Below are 17,886 nucleotides of genomic sequence, written 5' to 3'. Positions count from 1 at the left end.
CGAAATGGGGCCAGTATGTTGGCGCGCTTGCTCGCTGCCGCCACCGTTCGCCGAAGCCGTGCGGGCGTGGGCGGCACAGCCCGCGCGCTGTCACCCGCGCGCCATGGCCGCTACGCGACGCGCGACCCGCCGTCACCGCAAGTTGGTTCTCGCCAGCTCGACGATCTCGTCGCCGCGCCCGCTGAGAATCGCGCGCAGCATGAACAGGCTGAAACCCTTCGCATGCGCGAGTTCGATCTTCGGCGGCATCGCGAGCTCGTACTTCGACGTGACGACGTCGACCACGGCCGGCCCGTCATGCTCGAACGCCGTGCGTAGCGCGTGCTCGACGTTCTCCGAATGCTCGACGCGCACGCTGAAGATACCGGCGCCCTTCGCGATCGCCGCGAAATCGGTCGGGCTCAGGTCGACGTTCGTGTCGAGATAGCCGGCCGCCTTCAGTTCCATCGACACGAAGCCGAGCAGGCTGTTGTTGTACACGACGACCTTGATCGGCAGCTTGAGCTGGCGCGCGCTCAGCAGATCGCCGAGCAGCATCGACAGCCCGCCGTCGCCCGACAGCGACACGACCTGACGCCCCGGATGCGCGCCCTGCGCGCCGAGCGCCTGCGGCATCGCGTTCGCCATCGATCCGTGGTTGAACGAGCCGTGCAGTTGCCGCTTGCCGTTCATCGTCAGGTAACGCGCGGCCCATAGCGTCGGCGTGCCGACGTCGGCCGTGAAGATCGCATCCTCCGCCGCGACTTCGTCGACGATCTTCGTCAGGTACTGCGGATGAATCGCGCGGCCCGGCGGCTCGGCCACCGCGAGATCGTCGAGCCCCTTGCGCGCGGCCGCGTAGTGCTTCAGCGCATTCTCGAGGAAGCGCCGCTGCGTCTTGCGCGTGAGCCGCGGCAGCAGCGCCGCGATCGTTTCCTTGACGGTGCCGACGAGCCCCAGCGCGAGCGGTGCGCGATGGCCGAGCTGCGAGCCCTTCCAGTCGATCTGGGCGATCTTCGCGTTCGCCGGATAGAACGGCCGGTACGGGAAATCCGTGCCGAGCATCAGCAGCGTGTCGCAGGATTCCATCGCGTGATAGCCGGAGCTGAAGCCGATCAACCCCGTCATCCCGACGTCGAACGGGTTGTCCCACTCGACGAACTGCTTGCCGCGCAGCGCATGGACGACCGGCGCGCCGAGCGTGTCGGCCAGCGCGACCACTTCGTCGTGCGCGCCCTGCGTGCCGCTGCCACACAGCAGCGCGACCGCGTCGGACGCGTTGAGCAGCGCCGCGAGCCGGTCGAGATCGGCATCGGCCGGCAGGATCGACGGCGGCGCCGATTCGCTCCACGCCGGCGCCTCGTCCGGGCCGTCGCCGAGCGCGATGTCGCCCGGCAGCACGATCACCGCCACGCCGCGCTCCTCGATCGCGGTGCGCATCGCCCGCGCCAGCACGCGCGGGAACTGCGACGCGTTCGTCACGAGCTCGGCGAAGTGGCTGCATTCGCGGAACAGCTCCTGCGGATGGGTTTCCTGGAAATAACCGAGACCGATTTCGGTGGACGGAATGTGCGCGGCGATCGCGAGCACTGGCTGGTGATTGCGGTGGCAGTCGTACAGCCCGTTGATCAGGTGCAGGTTACCGGGGCCGCAACTGCCCGCGCACACCGCGAGCCGCCCGGTAGACGCGGCATCGGCGCCCGCCGCGAACGCCGCGCTTTCCTCGTGCCGCGTATGCATCCAGCGGACCGAGCCGATCTGGCTCAGGCTGAACGACAGGCCGTTCAGGCTGTCGCCCGTCACGCCCCAGATGCGCTCGACGCCCGCTGCCGCCAGCGTCTTCGCCAGGTATTCCGCCATCGTCTGTCTTGCCATGATGCCCTCGCTCGTTGATCGGTTGTCGATTGATCCGGCTCCGGCGTCTGCTGCCTTCGCCGCTGACGGAACGAGCATACGCGATCGCGCCAGGCGGCGTCGTGACGGTGCAGCGGCATGCGCGACGGCGCGGCTGCGGCCGTCCAGACGGCTCGGGCGCCCTTTGGGCGAGGTTGGATGCGTGGGGATCGGCGGCGAGCGTCCGCCCAGTTGCCCGCGGTGCCTGCACTACACCGGCAGCGCATGCGTCGACAGAATTTCCCCGAATACCGCAATCTAATTTCATTGCGCGAGCCCACTTTTTCACGAACCGAAATTACTTCATCTTCGAGCGAATCGCCGATAACGTAGACCGCCGCGATTTGATTTCGCACGCTCATTTCCCGCATCTCTGACTATTATTTTCTCTCGGCGGTGCACCGCTTGCCGGCCGCGCCCGAACGGCGAGCCATGCGTGAAGCCGATATCGCCTTGCCCACCGCGACCTACCGCAATACCTGCATCTCGATGTCGCCGTAATACATCGTCCGGTCGGTCACGTCGGTGGGGCGCGTCGTCCACCACCATTTGTACAGGCCGAGCTTGAAGTAAGCCTGGCGTTCGTTCGGAAACGCGTTGGGTACGCCAGCCGCATGCACGACGCGCTCGCCGTTCCGGAACACCTCGGTCAGCGCGTCGACGCCGCGATCGTCCGGGCGATACCGCAGCACCCATCGAACCATTCGCCCTCTGTCCGTCGACGGATCGCCGAACGCAAACGATCGGCTCGGCGTACCCGGCGCGCCGCGCACGTCGACTTCGTATGCCCCGGCGTTCAGCAGCAACGCGAATGGCGGTGATCCGTCGTTGCTGCCCTGATGCAACTGCGCGATGAGTTCCGGCTGTCGAGCATCGAACCGGTAGTCGGCGGGAATCACCGTCGACCAGCGCACTTCGTAGTCGCGTCCGTTGACGAAACGAAACACCGGAAAGAAGCTGACCTCCGAACGCGGCGTCCCGCTCGCCACGTCGCTGAAGTCCTGCGAGCGGCTCATCGTCACCCTCAATAGCGGGCCGTGAATCCCGGGGATGCCGCCGGTCGCGATGTTCCGGGGTGCCGGCGCCTGCAGACGCAGCCGCGGATCGACGCCGCGCGCCCAGTCCGATCGATAGAAGTGCGTTTCCTCAGGCGAGCCGCCATACGAGCCCGCCTGACACGCCGATGCGACAAGGCAGGCGGCAAGCACGACTCTACTGCGCATCGACCGCTTCCTTTCGTCGCCACAATCGCGACACATATGCGCCCGTCAGCATCATCAGGAACCGGCTGTTGGTCGACAGATAGCGCTTCCACATCCGCCTCGGCTCCTGGATCACGCGGAACGCCCATTCGAGGCCGCCGCGCTGCATCCACAGCGGCGCCCGCCTGACCTTCCCGGCCACCACGTCGAACGTCCCGCCTACGCCCATCACGAAATCGACGCCCAACTGCGCTTTCCAGCGATTGATGAAATTCTCCTTGCGCGGCGACGTGATCGCGACGAACAGCAACCGCGCGCCCGAGCGACGGATGTCGTCGACGACCGCCTGTTCATCGTTCCAGAAATAGCCGTGGTGATATCCCGCGATCGGCAGTCGCGGATACCGCGCCGCCGTCACCGCGACAACCCGCTCCACGACTTCCTGCGTCGCGCCGAGCAGATAGACCGGCAGCCCTTTCGTTTCGGCCAGTGCGAGCAAGCGCTGGAAAAGGTCCACGCCCGCGACGCGCTCCGGCACCGGGATACCGAGCAGCCGCGCGCCCCACACGACGCCCATGCCGTCGACGTTGACGATGTCGCACGCGCGAACCGACGCGGCAAGCGCCGCGTCGCGCTGCAGGTGAACGACCTTCGCGACGTTGACGACCACGTGCTGCGTGAATTCCCGCTTCTCGACTCTCGTATCGATCCAGTCGACCGTCTCGTTCATCGACATCAGATCGATCGGGCATGAAAAGAATTCGGCACGGTTCATTGCATGGCCTCGTTATCGCGTTTTTCGGTAGTCCGCGCCGCGCGGGAGAATCGCGGCGTCGGGCAGAGCGACGCATACAGCGTCTTCAACTTCGTGGACACATCGGCGGAGAAGTGCCCGAGCGCCGCGAGCCGCGCGCGACCGTTGGATCGCATGCCGGCCTTCAGCACATCCGCCAGCTCGTTCGTGAGCCGGCCCGCGTCGTGATCGAACACGACCATGCCGGGCGACACACCGTCGAGCAGATGCCGCACGTTGCCGACATCGACCGATACCACCGGCAGATTGACCGCCATCGCCTCCTTGACCGATTGCGGCGAGCCTTCGCGGGTCGACGTCATCAGCAGGCACGCGGCACGCGCCAGCAGGTCGCGCACCTCGTCTCGCTCGAACCCGTCGATATGCCGCTCCTGCACCCGGATGCCGTGCTGTTCCGACAGTTGCCGCAGCACCTGCGCAAACAGCGGATAGTTCTTTTCCGGACGTTGCGCGGAAGACGGAAACACGACGACGGGCAACGCGGATTCAACGCACGCATCGTCGCGGTGCTCGACGAACACCGTCTCGTCGACTGCGCACGGAATCGTCTCGCAGCGCCGGCACAGCCGGCGCAAACGCGACGAAATTTCCGCACTCACGCCAATGCATGCGTGCGCGAAGCAGGCCATCGTTTTCGACACGGCCCGCATCCACAACGGGCCGAGGATGTCGGTGCCGTGGAATGTGATGACGATTCGCGCCCGCGTCAGCAGGCGAACCAGCGGCGCGGAGCACGCGCTGAGGCCGAAGTGGTAATGCACGATGTCGTACCGTCCCGCGCGCGCCGCCCTCCAGACCTGTCCGATCGATCGCAGGTATTCGACCTTGCCGCGATACCCTTCGATGACGAGCACGTCGACCGTGCAGCCCCCCGAACGCCGGAGCGCCTCGACCTGCTCGGTCACGAACACGCCTTGCCATGGGCTCGCGCGGTTGCTCCCGAAATACATGTTCGTGACGACGAGAATCTTCATGAGCGAACCTCCACCGCACCATGGCGAGACGCGCGGGCGGCCCCCGGCCGCCCCCATGAAAACGCGTACATGGCCAGCAATGCGGAAAATACGTAAGACGGCGACACGAATGCCATCGAGAAGATGTTGTCGAAGCAAAACGCACCGACGAGGTAGAACCAGACGGTCGGCTTGCGCCGTGCCTGTCCATAGGCCATCACGAACACGAGCCACGCGATCGCACCGAACACGCCCATCTCGACGAACAGGTGCGGATAGAACGTGTCGGTGGTCTTCAACAGCCCGCCGAGCCCATACCAGTCGAAGTGATAAAGCGGGTACAGCGGCGACGAGAACTTGACCGACGCCGGGCCGCCGAAGCTGCCCAGCCCCTCGCCGAGCAGATTGCCGTTGCGGATCGATTCGAACATCACGCGATAAGACTCGGCGCGCGCCGAATTGCCCGCGACGACATAGAACAGGATCTTCGCCATGCCGACCTTCAACAGCGAATCGAGCGCGCCCATCGCCGTCAGCACGAGCATCGCGCCCGCCATGCCGGCCGCGGCCAGCCAGGCGCGAACGTCCCTGACGTTCCTCACGAACGGATAGAACGCCAGCGCCGCGAACAGCTTGAACGAGAAGCCGAGCAATCCGAAGAACAGAAAGCCCCACGACGCCATCGCCGCGCGGCGGCCGGACCAGTACCAGCGGCACAGCAGGAAGGCGCAGAGATTGATGAAGCTGAATTCCGAGAAGAATCCCATCCATCCCTGTGCGCGCAGGAACAGCCCCGAGTCAATCCGGACCGGCATGAACAACGGCAGCCCGCTCGCGTACGAAGCATAGAAGTACAACTGGAATAGATCGTTGCTGACGACCACGCCGATGAACGTCTTGACCAGCACGTCGAGCCGGTCGCGGTACGGGAAGATCGCCACCGTAATCGCGACCGGAAAGAGGAAGCGGACGAGTTCCTCGACGCCCGCCGCCTTATTGAACGACATCAGCATGCCGATGCACAGCGACACCGCGACAGGCAGCACAACGACGGCCAGCCGATGAACGCGCGGACGCAGCAGGATCGCCGCGAACACCAGCGCGAACGCGCCCATCTTGACGACCTGCGAGCGATCGTCGTCGAGCGTGAGCAACGTATCGCTGACGCAGAAGACGAAATACGCCAACGCCAGCAGGCCGGCGCCCAGGTCGGCGACCCGCGAGCGACGATCCACCATCGCCGGCGCTCGAATCGCGACGCTCATGGGCGCACTCCCGACGCGACCGCAACGTTGCCTACGCTGTTCGATGCCGCATACGCGGAACATACCCGTCGCGCATGCAAGACCACGATCCCGTTCCGGATCAGCGTGACCACGATGGCCGACGCGAGCATGCAAAAGAACCCGGCTTCGCCGCCGATCGCGACGCTGCCGCCGAGCAACGCGACGAACAGCGCCGACGTACCGAGGTTGATCCGCGCGGTGACGGCGCTTTTCTCGAACGCCATCATCACGTTGCTGCCCACCACGCCGAGCACGCCGGCCGCGCACTGAATCGCCAGCAATGCACCGCCCGCGAGCGTCATGGACGTGTCCGGGCTATCCAGCCCCGCCCGATAAGTCAGCCCCACCACGATCGCCAGATTCGCGACGAGCACGACCACATTCGACCGCCCGATATTCCGCCGCATCGCACCCAGCGTCGTATCCAGCGGCGCCTTGTCCTTCTTCCGCTTCACGAGATCGGGCAACTGCGCGATCGAGATGGCGCGCGGCAGCAGGTTGCCGACCGCCGTCACCGACGCGAACAGCGACAGCATCCCCGCGAACGACGCACCGCACATCGCCTTGGCCGCCGGCACGGTCGCCAGCGCGATACCGCCGGACAGGAAATTGGTCAGCCCGAACTGCAGCCCCTTCATGTCGATACGCGCCGAGAACACGCCACGCGCCGGCGCACCGATCGCGACGAACATCGCGACGGCCACCACGATCAGCGAGAGCGCCAGGCACATCGAGGCCGAATAGCCGTAACGCGTGCCGGCCTGGAGCATCGCGCACGAACCGGCGATCAGCACGCAGTCGAACGCAATCGTGATCCGGTAGCGACGCGTCGACACGAAGAAATGCCGCGCAAGCTGATACACGGTCCAGCCCCACATCAATGCGATCACGCCGCCGAGATCGAACGCGAGAAAGCCGCTCGCGGATACCAGCACGCACGCGAACGTGGCGGCCACGGTCGTCCATCCCGCCATCGACACCAGCGAGTAGAACGCGTCGCGCGCCGCCTGCCGCCCGTCGCTGGCCGGCACGCGCACCAGGATCAGCGTCGCCCAGCCGATGGCCGTGAAGAAGCCGATCATCTGCGCGATCGACATGTTGGACGCCGCATGTCCGAGTTCGTCCAGCGAATAGATTCGCTGGATGACCCAGAACGTCAGCACGCGATACAGGCCCGGCGCGCCCGTACAGACGAGCGCCTCGAGACGGCCCAGCAGCTTTCCGGCATCGTCGTTCCGCATCATGACGCGTGCATCCCGTCAGTCACGCGCGCGCCAGCACGCCGCGCGTGTCGATCACGACCTTGGTCTGCAGCCGCACCGGGTCCATGCGACGGAACGGCGCGTGATCGACGAGGATGACGATCACGTCGGCTTCCGCCAGCGCGGTATGCAGATCGCAGAGCCGGGCCTTTGCCTCGAGCGACGCCGGCAACGCGTCGACGTTCGGTTCGACGACCAGCAGCGTCGCGTCGGTATGCTCGGCGAGCGCGTCGACGATCTCCATCGCCGGGCTCTCGCGCAGATCGTCGATATCGGCCTTGAACGCGAGGCCGAGACACGCGATCACAGGCTCGCGAAAACGGCTCGCCGCGTGCCGCACGCGCTGGACCACAAAATGCGGCTTGTCGTCGTTCACATGGCGCGCGGTGCGAATCAATCGCGCATGCTCCGGCGCCGAATCGACGATGAACCACGGGTCGACCGCGATGCAATGTCCGCCGACGCCCGGCCCCGGCTGGAGCACGCTCACGCGCGGATGGCGGTTCGCCAGCCGGATCAGTTCCCACACGTTGATGTCGAGGTGGTCGCAGATCACCGAGAGTTCGTTGGCGAACGCGATGTTCACGTCGCGGAACGAGTTCTCGGTCAGCTTGCACATTTCCGCCGTACGCGCATCGGTCAGGATGCACTCGCCGCGCACGAACACCGCGTACAACTCCTGTGCACGCGCGCCGCACTTGCGCGTCATCCCGCCGATCACGCGGTCGTTCTCCACGAGCTCGCGCACCACGTGGCCCGGCAGCACGCGCTCCGGACAATGCGCGATACGGATGTCCGAGCGCTCGCCGGCCTGCTGCGGGAACGTCAGATCCGGGCGTTGCGCCGCGAGCCACGCCGCCATCCGCTCGGTCGCACCGACCGGCGACGTCGACTCCAGCACCACCAGATCGCCCTTCTTCAACACCGGGGCGATCGACCGGCACGCGGCCTCGATGTAACTCAGGTCGGGCTTGTTGCCGTCGGTAAACGGCGTCGGCACCGCGATCAGGAACGCATCGGCCGGCTCGGGCGCCGTCGTCGCACGCAGATGGCCCTGCGTCACGGCCGCATGCACGAGCATGTCGAGCTCGGGTTCGACGATGTGAATCTGGCCGCGATTGATCGTGTCGACCGCATGTTGCGACACGTCGACGCCGATCACGCTTTTACGACGTGCGGCAAATGCCGCTGCGGTAGGCAGGCCGATATAGCCCAGCCCGATGACGGAAACGGTTTCGAATGACATGAATGAGGTTCTCCAGACGTCAGGGAATTCAGCAGAGCGTGCCGGCCAGATGAGCCGGCCCCTGCATCGACGTGGGCGGCGACACGAGCAGATCGGCGATCCGCCCGCTCGCGCGGCCATCGCCGTACGGGTTGTGCGCGCGGCTCATCGCGCGATAGGCGCGGCCGTCCTCCCACAGCTCGATCACCGCGCCGACCAGCCGCTCGACCTCGGTGCCGACCAGCCGGACCGTGCCGGCCGCGACGGCTTCCGGCCGCTCGGTGGTGTCGCGCATCACGAGCACCGGCTTGCCGAGCGACGGCGCTTCTTCCTGAATGCCGCCGGAATCGGTCAGGATCAGCCACGCGCGACTCATCAGATAGACGAACGGCAAATACTCCTGCGGCTCGATCAGCATGACGTTGTCGATGTCGCCGAGCAGCCGCGTGACGGGCTCCCGCACGTTCGGATTCAGGTGCATCGGATAGACGATCCGGCACGCCGGATAGCGCTTCGCGATCGTCGCGACCGCCTCGCAGATCTGTTCGAAGCCGCGACCGAAGTTCTCGCGGCGGTGGCCGGTGACGAGAATCATGCGTCGTGCGTCGTCGACGAACGGGAATCGCTCGCGCATCTGCTGCACCAGCGCCCGATCGTGCGTCAGGCGTTGGGTGACCGTCAGCAGCGCGTCGATCACCGTGTTGCCGGTCACGTGGACCCGTCCGGCCTCGACGCCTTCGGCCAGCAGGTTCGCGCGCGACGTCTCGGTCGGCGCGAAGTGGTGCAGCGCGAGCGCGCCCGTCACCCGGCGATTCGCCTCCTCCGGCCATGGCGAATACAGGTTGCCGGTACGCAGGCCGGCTTCCACGTGCCCCACCGGAACGCGCCGGTAGTAAGCGGCGAGCGTCGCGCCGAGCGTCGTGGTGGTATCGCCGTGGACGAGCACGAGATCGGGCCGGAACGCATCGAGCACCGGGTCGAGCGCATTGAGGATGTGCCCGGTCAGGCCGCCGAGCGTCTGCCCGGCGCGCATCAGGTCGAGATCGAAATCCGGCACGATGCCGAACAGGTCGAGCACCTGGTCCAGCATCTGGCGATGCTGGGCCGTCACGCAGACGCCGCAGCGCACGCCTTCGCGAGCCCGCAACGCATGGACGAGCGGCGCCATCTTGATGGCTTCCGGACGGGTGCCGAACGTCACGAGAATGTTTTCGTAGGGGTGGGTCATCGGATTCTCCATCGACGGATCACGGGCGATCCGCAGCGGTGTGCGAATCGGCGCGGTCATACGCGTAAGCGCCGTAGTTGCCGTACCGGGCGGAGCGCAGCCCCGGCCGGAAGCCGTTGAACACGACGGCCGTCGTGCGCGCGCCGACACGCTCGATGCGCTTCGCCGATTCGAGCAGTTCGCCCGTGGTCGTCACACCGGAGCGCGCGGCGAGCAGGATCGTGTCCGCGTGCGCGGCCAGCACCGTGGCGTCCGTCACCGGCAGCAGCGGCGGCGCGTCGAGCAGCACGACGCCGTAATCGCGGCCGACACGCGTCAGCAATGCCGACAGCCGATCCGATGACAGCAGCTCGACCGGCCGGTCGGTACGCGGGCCGGCCGGCAGAAGATCGACGTTCGGCGCGATATCACGCACGATGGCGTCGTCGACGGTCGCGCCGCCGCGAAGCAAGGTCGACAGGCCGATATCCGGCCGTACACCGAAACGCTTCGCCAGCTCCCCGCGTCGCAGGTCGCCGTCGATCAGCAACACGCGCTGGCCCGACTGTCCGAGCAGGGCGGCGACGTTGGCCGACACGAAGGATTTCCCGACGCCCGCGGAAGGCCCGGTGATCAGCACGCGGTTGCGTTCGGGCCAGTCCAGCAGCTGGAACCGCAGCGCCGTGCACAGGCTGTGCAGCGCCTCCACCGCCGGTTCGTTCGGCCGTGCAAGCGACAGGATGGGCGCAGCGCCCTGCGCCGCGGCGGCGCGCTGCGCGAGCCGGCGCTGGGCGGCGCTGTGCGGAATCGTCGCCATCACGTTCAGGCCCGTGTCGCGCTCGATCTCGGCCGGATCGGTGACGCGGCCGAACAGCACCGCACGGCCGACGACGCCGCACGTGCCGAGCAAGAGGCCCACCAGCGCGGCAATCGCCGTGATCAGTAACGGCTTCGGCCGCACGGGTTCGTCCGGCACGATCGCGCGATCGATCACGCGCACGTTGCCGATCTTGCTCGCGGTCGCGACGCGAAGCTGCTGGATGCTGTTCAGCAGGCCGACGTAGATCTCGGTCTGCACCGTCACGTCGCGGCGCAGCCGCACGATGTTGCGCTGCGCGTCGGGCAGGCGCCGGATCGCGTCGTTCACCCTCCCGATCTGCGCGCGGGCCGCGGCGATCTGCCGGTCGACCGCGGTGAGCTCCGGGTGCGCCGGCGTCAACGTCGACGCCAACGCAAGCCGCTTCTGTTCGAGTTCGAACAGCGACGTCTGCACGGTCGTCGATTGCGTCAGCATCGCCTTTGCCTGTTCGGTCAGATCGACGATTTCATGGCGGGCCTGGTACGCATTGAGACGGTCCTCCGCCATACGCAACCGACGCTCCACCGTCGGTACCTGATTGTCGAGGAACGCCAGCGACTTCTCGGCGGTCGCCGCCTTGCGGTTCGCGTTCTGCTGCACGTAGTTGTCGGCAATCGCGTTCAGCACGGCCGCCGCGCGCACCGGATCGCGGCTTTCGTACGACACGCCGATCACGCCGGACTGATCCTTGCCGCGGTTCGCGATCGACAGCTTCTTCCGCAGTTCGGCGAGCACGACCTGCTTCGACTCGGCCTTCACGACGAACTGCGCACCGGCAGCGGCGTCGACGCCGGCGACCTGCAGCATCACATCGCCGGCGGCCGTCTTCACGCGCAGCGGCTCGCCGATCCCGCCTTCCACGTCGCGATCGAGATCGTCGCCGGACAGTCGATAGCGACCGTCGCCCAGCAACGTGACGATGAACGGGTGCTCGTGGAAGTCGGACGGCACGTCGAACGCGGCCACGTCGATGCGCTCCTTGCCCCAGACGAATCCGCCTATCCCGAACAGGCCGGGCGTCGACAGCCCGCGATTGAAGCGCGCGAGCGCGGCCCCGATCACCGGCACACGGCGCGGCCGCGCGTCGATATACAGGCGCTGGACGTCGACCACCGGTTCGGTCACGAGCCGCGAGCGCAGGATTTCCATTTCGCCGTCGTCGGTCGACTTCACGTCGAACAGCGCGCCGAGGCCGCCGACGAGCCCGCCTTCCGCCATGCTGCGCAGGTCGGAGCCGCCGCTTTCCACCTGCACGGCAATGTCGGCCTTGTAGACCGGCTTCGCGACGAGCGCATACGTGGCGCCGAGCGCGGTACACGTCGCAGTGACCGCGACGATGCGGCCCGCGTGCGCGATCAGCACGTCGAGCAGGCCTCGCACGTCGAGCTCGTCGGCATCGCGTTCAAGGAGTCGACCAGGATTGGTTGCATTCATCTGAGGCTCACTTCAAGTGTTCCGGCGCATCCGCGCCGGGATCAGGGCGTCGCGGCCAGTCCGATTCGAGGCGGGCGATCCGGTCGGCCCAGTCGACGACGCCGTGCTCGATCAGCTTCAGCGCGTAGTCGTACACGTGGCGGCTTCGGCGATACGGATCGGGGACGTCGGTCCGGTAGCGCTCGGTGAGGCGATACACGCGGCCGCGCGTCATCGGGTGGCTCCGCTCGATCAGATGGCGCTGCGCGGTCTCCATCACGAGAATCAGGTCGGCCCACCGGCAGACGCGATCGTCGACGCGTCGCGCCCGGTGCGACGCCCCCCCGAAGCCGCGCGCGGCCAGCAATTCGTTCATCACCGGATCGATCGGCGTGCCGCCGATCGCCGCGAGGCCGGCCGACTCGATCGTGCGGCCGGGCAATGCGCGCGACAGCAGCGCCTGCGTGGCCGGGCTGCGGCAGACGTTGCCGGTACACACCACCAGGATCCGGTTCATCATTTCGTGACGATCGCGGCGGTCAGGCCCGCGTTGATGGCCGGCAACAGTTGCGCAAGCACGCGGCCGAAGCGCGCGAGCTTCGTGCTGTCGACGTACACGACGTCGCGCGGCTGCAGCTCGAATGCGTTGGCCAGCACCATCGACACCGGCGATCGTCCGTCCAGATGAAATACCTGCGCCTGCCGTCCCTCGGCGGCGCGAATCACGTAGGTTTGCTTCGGATCGGACGTAGCCTGATTGACGCTGCCGGCCTGCGACAGTGCATCGGCCAGCGTGAGCCGACCGTTGCGTAGCGGCAGCGCGGTCGTCGGCCGGTTGACTTCCCCCATCACGTACACGCCGAACTGGTCGCGCGCGCCGACTTGCAGCAGGTCCCCCTTGCGCAACACGATGCGCGACGGATCGAGACGCGCGCGAATCAGCCCCGGCAGATCGACCGGATACGCGACACCGCCGCGCACGAGCGTCATGCGGCTCTGATCGGCCTCGGCCGTGAAGCCGCCCGCGCGCGTGACGGCTTCGAGCAGCGTCATCGGCGTGTCGTTGAGCGGCTGCGCGCCCGGTGCATGGACTTCCCCGTCGATGTAGACACGATTCGCGCGATACGACGCGACGCGCACCGTCACTTGCGGCGCGACGAACCATTTCGACAGCCGCGCACGCAGCGCGGCCTGAATCTCGCTCGTGCTCATGCCCGCGACGTGCAGTTCGCCCGCATACGGAAACGCCAGGTTGCCGACCTGATCGACGACGAAGCCCGTCGGCGGATCGGCGGCACGCGTCTGCTGATTACCAGGATTGCCCTGCGCAGCCGCCAGTTCGGGGTGATCCCACACGGTGATCTGCAACACGTCGCCCGCGTCGATCGCGTACGGCGCCGACGCGGCAAACAGCGCGGCGCGCGTGCGTTCGTCCCGTGCGCGGGCATCGCGCCGCTGGGCGGCGATCAGTGCACCGTCGATCGGACCGATCGGCACCGACGCCACGTCACGCGAAGCGGATGCTTGCTGCGCTCGATCAAACGACACCGCATCGATGCGGCGCATCGATACCGTCAGGCCGTCGTCGAGCGTCCGCGTCGCGATACCGCCGTTGTCCGACGCTTCGTTCGCGAAGTTCATGTGCATGCCCGGCTCGACCGCGCAAGCGGACAACAGCACGACGGGCAAGGCCGTCAGCGCCGCTCGCGAGCGTTGCGCCCAGGAGCGGGACCGTTTTCCAGTTTCCATTCGTGTTTTCCAAGCCGCGTGCGTGGACGCGTCGTTCAATAAGCGTTGCGATGCGTGAATCCGCACGTCACGGTCGCGACCACGATCCGCATATCGAGCGCGAACGACCAGTTGTTCAGGTAATAGAGATCGTGTTCGACCCGCTGCTGCATCTTCTCGACGCGATCCGTCTCGCCGCGATGCCCGTTGACCTGCGCCCAGCCGGTAATGCCCGGCTTGATCCGGTAGCGCTGGATATAGCCGTCGACCCGATGCTGGTAGAAGCGGTCGTGCTCCACCGCGTGCGGACGCGGGCCGACCACCGACATGTCGCCCTTCAGCACGTTCAGGAACTGCGGCAACTCGTCGAGGCTCGTCCGCCGCAGCAGCGCGCCAACGCGCGTGATGCGCGGATCGCCGCGCGTCGCCTGACGCACTTCGCCCGGCGCGTCGGTGTCGTGCTCGCGCATCGTCCTGAACTTGTAGATCGTGAAAATGCGCCCGTACGCGCCCCTGCGCTGCTGCCGGAACAACACCGGCCCCGGCGACGAGCACTTCACCGCGATCGCGATCGCCCCCATCAGCGGCGCGATCGCGATCAGCGCCAGCCCTGCGAACACGCGATCGAACACGGCCTTGCCTGCGAGCGCCCGTGCCGACAGCGGCGCGGCCACGAGATCGAGCGCGCGGCCGCGACTCGCGCGGCGCGGATGGAGCGGCGTGAGATCGGCGAGGTCCGGCATGAAGCGGATATCCACGAGATCCGTGTCGAACGCACGAACGATCGCGCCGATGCGGTCGGCCTCCGACAGCGGCAGCACGATCCAGATTTCGCCGACGTGCACGCGGCGCACGCAGTCGACGAACCTGCCGAGATCGACATGCACTTCAAACTTGTCCGCATCGCGTGCGGGGGCACCGGACATGTCGAAGATCGCGGCCACCTGAAACGGCGCCCCGACCTCGCGCGCATCACAACTCGCAAGCGCCAGGCATCGCTCGCGATACCCGACGAGCGCGACAGGCTTGCGACTCGTGTCCCGCGCCGCGCCATGGACGCCCAGCCATTGCCGCAGGGCGTGCGACGCGACGAGCGCGACCGTCGACAACACGAACCAGCCGATCACCCAGCCGGGCGCCGCGCCGGATTGCCAGTCGAGTGCCGTAACGGACATCACGCCGACGCACAGGGCGACGGCAAGACCAGCCGGCGCCGGCCACACGCGACGCCACGACATACGTCGCTCGCGATTGCCGTACAGGCCGATCAATGGAAACAGGACCAGCGCGCAGGCGATGGCAATAGCGGTCAACGCAGCATCGGCCGCCGACCAGGGCGCGTCGTCGAACCAGCGCTTCGCCGCCCATGCCGCGGCGACAAGCAGGCCGCCATCGGCCAGCCGAAACCAGGACATCTTCCCGCGAGCAACGAGTGCGTAATCAACAGAGTCGAACGAATGCATATCTGAGCGACCAGCCGCCGAAATCGAACGACGGCGGGACGGCAGCGAGTATTTACGCGATGCGGTCGTGCCGACACGGATCGATTGTCAAATCGACGACGAGTTTCATCCTGTTATTTAGAGATACAAATCATTGCTTATGACGACAAGCCAGCAAAAACGTCATAAACTATTAACTATTCGATTTATACAGCGCCATTCCGTGACGTAAAAAACCAAGACACGCCGCGCTGATTTACAGGACGCCTCGAATCAAAACAATGTAAGCCCGTATATTGCCATCGTGAAAGCGCATTTTTAATCGGACGTGTCCTAAAGAAATTGGGATTAGCCTGTGTTTCGTCCTAATCTCAGCAAAACAGCCGCCCCTATTGAAAGAACCATTCACGGTCAAGCAGTTACGTGGCAGTCCTCTTCAGACCACGACTGATCCGCGCCGCCGCTTTTCGGCCTCGTCCGACAGAGCCGCATGTGACGCCCCCGCGCATCTCGCAAAGAATCATGCAAGACTGAGGCATTTCCCCCGCGCGCTCGTACTTGTTCAATATCCACGACCGCGTCCCTTTCGTAATATCCCCGGCATCCTCAACGGACCGTCTCTAAAGACCGAGACAGATCCATAATTATTTCTCCGGGGTGAGATATTTCTATCATCCGTCGCACGCCAGCGTCCGTGATCGTCGGCCCATCGGCAGCCGCCTCCAGTATGTCAGCGGGCCAGCCGTTCATTTCGCACGTCGCCTCTGCACGCGCTCCCGCGACGCCGACCGGCACCCGCGCCCTGCGCGACGCTCTCCGGCGCACCGGTTACGTCGCCATCGCATGGCTCCTTCCCGGTTTCGGTCTCGCGCATGCACAGGTCCCCAGCGCGGGGCAATCGATTCGTGACATCGAAGCCGTGCGTCCATCCCTGCCTGCCGCCACCCGCCCGGACATCGACATTGCGCCGGCTGCACCCGCGCCGGCGGCCGAAGACGTCGCGGGCCCGCGCGTCGTGGTCCGCGCGTTCGTCATCGAAGGCAACACGGCGATTCCAACGGCCCGGCTCGAAACATTGCTCGCCGATCTCGTCGGTCGCGAACTCGGCTTCGGCGAGTTGCAGCAAGCGGCGAACCGAATCACCACCCGCTATCGCGAACGCGGCTACGTCCTCGCCCGCGCCTACCTGCCCCGGCAGGACGTCGACGACGGCGTTGTTCGCATCGCCGTCGTCGAAGGTCGCTACGGCAAAATCGAGCTGCACAACCGAACGCGTGTGTTTGATCGTGCATTACGTCAGCCGCTCGCCGCGCTGCATCCCGGCGACGTCGCCCAAGGCGCGAGCCTCGAGCGCAGTCTCATGCTGCTCGACGACATGGCCGGCGTCGACGCGAAAGGCACGCTGCGGGCCGGCGCCGAACCCGGTACGACCGATCTCGTGATCGACGCGGAGCGCGGCCCGCTCGCCGCCGGCTCGCTCGAATTCGACAACTTCGGCGATCCGTTGACCGGCCGTTATCGGGCAACCGGCAGCGTCGACGTCAACTCGCCGTTGCGGCTCGGCGATCGCTTCTCGATGCGCGGCCTCACCAGCAATACGAATCAGCGCTACTACCGCGCGGCCTACCAAGTGCCGGTCGGCCCGGCGTCGACGCGCATCGGCGTGGCCTATTCCGACATGTATTACCGGGTCGGCGGCAGCATGAAATATCTCCGCTCTCACGGCAACGCCGACGTCCGCTCGGTGTTCGTCACGCAGCCGCTGATGCGCGGCCGCCGAACCCGGCTCGACGCGCAGTTCACGTACGACAACAAACACCTGCGCGACATTTACGGCTACTTCGACACCGACAACGACAAGGCCGTCGACCTGTGGACCATCGGCGTGAGCGGCAACAGCCAGGACGGCGTCGGCGGCGGCGGCAGAAACGGCTTCTCGGCCACCATCGGCATCGGCCGCCTGCGCGGCAACGATGCGCTCGGGTGGAACGATTTGACGCATACGCAAGGCCACTTCGCCAAGTTGAACGTCAACGCATTGCGCCTTCAAGCGCTCGGCGCCCGGCTGCAGCTCTATACGCAATTCAGCGCGCAACTGTCGTCGCGCAATCTCGATTCTTCCGAAAAATTCAGTCTCGGCGGCCCCTACGGCGTGCGTGCGTACGCACTCAGCGCCGGTAACGGCGATCAGGGCTGGCAAGCGAGCGCGGAATTACGTTATTTCGCCGCACCCCATTGGCAATTCAGCACGTTCGTCGACACCGGCCGCGTGCAGCTCAGCAAGCAGCCGTGGGCGCGCGAGCGCAACACCGTACAGCTGTCGTCGCTCGGCGTCGGTGCGAGCTGGTTCGGCGAGCGTCATCAAATCAACCTGAGCGCCGCGCTGCCGCTTGGTCCGGCTTACGCGGTCGCGTCGGCCACCCGCTCGCCGACCGTCTGGATACAGGCCGCACAGTATTTCTGAGCGGCTTTGGACGAGCGGCCCGGTCACGTGCCGGGTCGTGAGTACTGCGAGCCGCACCGCGGTTCGCATCGTCGGAGGCACCTCGATCGAGCGCTTCCGGATCAACGTCTTCGCGCGATCATTAGGTATACAGATGATTACGCGGAGCGCTAACTGTGG

The 17,886-nt window shown here is 66.3% G+C and carries 13 protein-coding genes and 1 pseudogene; 2 read left to right on the top strand and 12 right to left on the bottom strand.

What is annotated here, in order from left to right:
• Positions 1–132 precede the first annotated feature (132 nt).
• From poxB to CFB89_RS17650, 12 genes are all read right to left on the bottom strand, one after another.
• Positions 133–1,854, bottom strand: coding sequence for a ubiquinone-dependent pyruvate dehydrogenase (gene poxB / locus CFB89_RS17705; RefSeq protein WP_089468978.1), 1,722 nt, complete (start codon positions 1,852–1,854; stop codon positions 133–135).
• Positions 1,855–2,339: 485 nt separating this feature from the next.
• Positions 2,340–3,095: a heparin lyase I family protein gene (locus CFB89_RS17700; protein ID WP_179233468.1), complete on the bottom strand. Its 756-nt coding sequence runs from the start codon at positions 3,093–3,095 to the stop codon at positions 2,340–2,342.
• Complete coding sequence (locus tag CFB89_RS17695) at positions 3,085–3,849, bottom strand: WecB/TagA/CpsF family glycosyltransferase (protein WP_089468976.1); 765 nt, start codon at positions 3,847–3,849, stop codon at positions 3,085–3,087. The genes CFB89_RS17700 and CFB89_RS17695 overlap by 11 nt, the downstream gene beginning before the upstream one ends.
• The gene (locus CFB89_RS17690) at positions 3,846–4,862 is read right to left on the bottom strand and encodes a glycosyltransferase family 4 protein (RefSeq protein ID WP_179233467.1); all 1,017 of its coding nucleotides are present in this window, start codon (positions 4,860–4,862) and stop codon (positions 3,846–3,848) included. Before CFB89_RS17690 ends, CFB89_RS17695 begins: the two co-directional genes overlap by 4 nt.
• Positions 4,859–6,106 carry a hypothetical protein gene (locus tag CFB89_RS17685; protein ID WP_144030127.1) on the bottom strand — a complete coding sequence of 416 codons (1,248 nt, stop codon included), beginning with the start codon at positions 6,104–6,106 and terminating at the stop codon, positions 4,859–4,861. Before CFB89_RS17685 ends, CFB89_RS17690 begins: the two co-directional genes overlap by 4 nt.
• Positions 6,103–7,371, bottom strand: coding sequence for a hypothetical protein (locus CFB89_RS17680; RefSeq protein ID WP_089468973.1), 1,269 nt, complete (start codon positions 7,369–7,371; stop codon positions 6,103–6,105). The genes CFB89_RS17685 and CFB89_RS17680 overlap by 4 nt, the downstream gene beginning before the upstream one ends.
• Before the next feature lie 19 nt (positions 7,372–7,390).
• Entirely contained in the window at positions 7,391–8,635 is a 1,245-nt protein-coding gene (gene wecC / locus CFB89_RS17675) for a UDP-N-acetyl-D-mannosamine dehydrogenase (protein WP_089468972.1), read from the bottom strand.
• Between the two features lie 28 nt (positions 8,636–8,663).
• On the bottom strand, positions 8,664–9,842 hold the full coding sequence (wecB, locus tag CFB89_RS17670; protein ID WP_089469419.1) for a non-hydrolyzing UDP-N-acetylglucosamine 2-epimerase: 1,179 nt from the start codon (positions 9,840–9,842) through the stop codon (positions 8,664–8,666).
• 19 nt (positions 9,843–9,861) lie between these two features.
• The gene (locus CFB89_RS17665) at positions 9,862–12,114 is read right to left on the bottom strand and encodes a polysaccharide biosynthesis tyrosine autokinase (RefSeq protein ID WP_089468971.1); all 2,253 of its coding nucleotides are present in this window, start codon (positions 12,112–12,114) and stop codon (positions 9,862–9,864) included.
• A gap of 7 nt (positions 12,115–12,121) precedes the next feature.
• Positions 12,122–12,613 (bottom strand): low molecular weight protein-tyrosine-phosphatase, encoded by a 492-nt coding sequence (locus CFB89_RS17660; protein ID WP_179233466.1) that lies wholly within the window; start codon positions 12,611–12,613, stop codon positions 12,122–12,124.
• Positions 12,610–13,842, bottom strand: coding sequence for a polysaccharide biosynthesis/export family protein (locus CFB89_RS17655; protein WP_256979696.1), 1,233 nt, complete (start codon positions 13,840–13,842; stop codon positions 12,610–12,612). Before CFB89_RS17655 ends, CFB89_RS17660 begins: the two co-directional genes overlap by 4 nt.
• 35 nt (positions 13,843–13,877) lie before the next feature.
• Positions 13,878–15,236, bottom strand: coding sequence for an undecaprenyl-phosphate glucose phosphotransferase (locus tag CFB89_RS17650; RefSeq protein WP_089468969.1), 1,359 nt, complete (start codon positions 15,234–15,236; stop codon positions 13,878–13,880).
• 754 nt (positions 15,237–15,990) lie between these two features.
• Between CFB89_RS17650 and CFB89_RS35365 the strand changes: the two are divergent.
• Positions 15,991–16,443, top strand: a pseudogene (locus CFB89_RS35365) (POTRA domain-containing protein); the annotation flags it as partial.
• 96 nt (positions 16,444–16,539) lie between these two features.
• Positions 16,540–17,727, top strand: a complete 1,188-nt coding sequence (locus CFB89_RS17645) for a ShlB/FhaC/HecB family hemolysin secretion/activation protein (RefSeq protein WP_256979721.1) — start codon at positions 16,540–16,542, stop codon at positions 17,725–17,727.
• The last annotated feature ends 159 nt before the right edge of the window (positions 17,728–17,886 follow it).

Origin of the sequence: Burkholderia sp. AU16741 (assembly GCF_002223345.1) — a bacterium.
In the GTDB taxonomy this organism is placed as follows: Bacteria; Pseudomonadota; Gammaproteobacteria; order Burkholderiales; family Burkholderiaceae; genus Burkholderia; species Burkholderia sola.
Note: the sequence above shows the minus strand (reverse complement) of the source record. Positions and strands in the feature narration are given on the sequence as shown.

Excerpts from the sequence above, each read along its gene's own strand:
- CFB89_RS17685 (WP_144030127.1), bottom strand. The coding sequence starts at position 6,106 with ATGAGCGTCGCGATTCGAGCGCCGGCGATGGTGGATCGTCGCTCGCGG.
- wecB (WP_089469419.1), bottom strand. The coding sequence starts at position 9,842 with ATGACCCACCCCTACGAAAACATTCTCGTGACGTTCGGCACCCGTCCG.
- CFB89_RS17665 (WP_089468971.1), bottom strand. The coding sequence starts at position 12,114 with ATGAATGCAACCAATCCTGGTCGACTCCTTGAACGCGATGCCGACGAG.
- CFB89_RS17650 (WP_089468969.1), bottom strand. The coding sequence starts at position 15,236 with ATGTCCTGGTTTCGGCTGGCCGATGGCGGCCTGCTTGTCGCCGCGGCA.
- poxB (WP_089468978.1), bottom strand. The coding sequence starts at position 1,854 with ATGGCAAGACAGACGATGGCGGAATACCTGGCGAAGACGCTGGCGGCA.
- wecC (WP_089468972.1), bottom strand. The coding sequence starts at position 8,635 with ATGTCATTCGAAACCGTTTCCGTCATCGGGCTGGGCTATATCGGCCTG.
- CFB89_RS17660 (WP_179233466.1), bottom strand. The coding sequence starts at position 12,613 with ATGATGAACCGGATCCTGGTGGTGTGTACCGGCAACGTCTGCCGCAGC.
- CFB89_RS17690 (WP_179233467.1), bottom strand. The coding sequence starts at position 4,862 with ATGAAGATTCTCGTCGTCACGAACATGTATTTCGGGAGCAACCGCGCG.
- CFB89_RS17680 (WP_089468973.1), bottom strand. The coding sequence starts at position 7,371 with ATGATGCGGAACGACGATGCCGGAAAGCTGCTGGGCCGTCTCGAGGCG.
- CFB89_RS17655 (WP_256979696.1), bottom strand. The coding sequence starts at position 13,842 with ATGGAAACTGGAAAACGGTCCCGCTCCTGGGCGCAACGCTCGCGAGCG.
- CFB89_RS17695 (WP_089468976.1), bottom strand. The coding sequence starts at position 3,849 with ATGAACCGTGCCGAATTCTTTTCATGCCCGATCGATCTGATGTCGATG.
- CFB89_RS17700 (WP_179233468.1), bottom strand. The coding sequence starts at position 3,095 with ATGCGCAGTAGAGTCGTGCTTGCCGCCTGCCTTGTCGCATCGGCGTGT.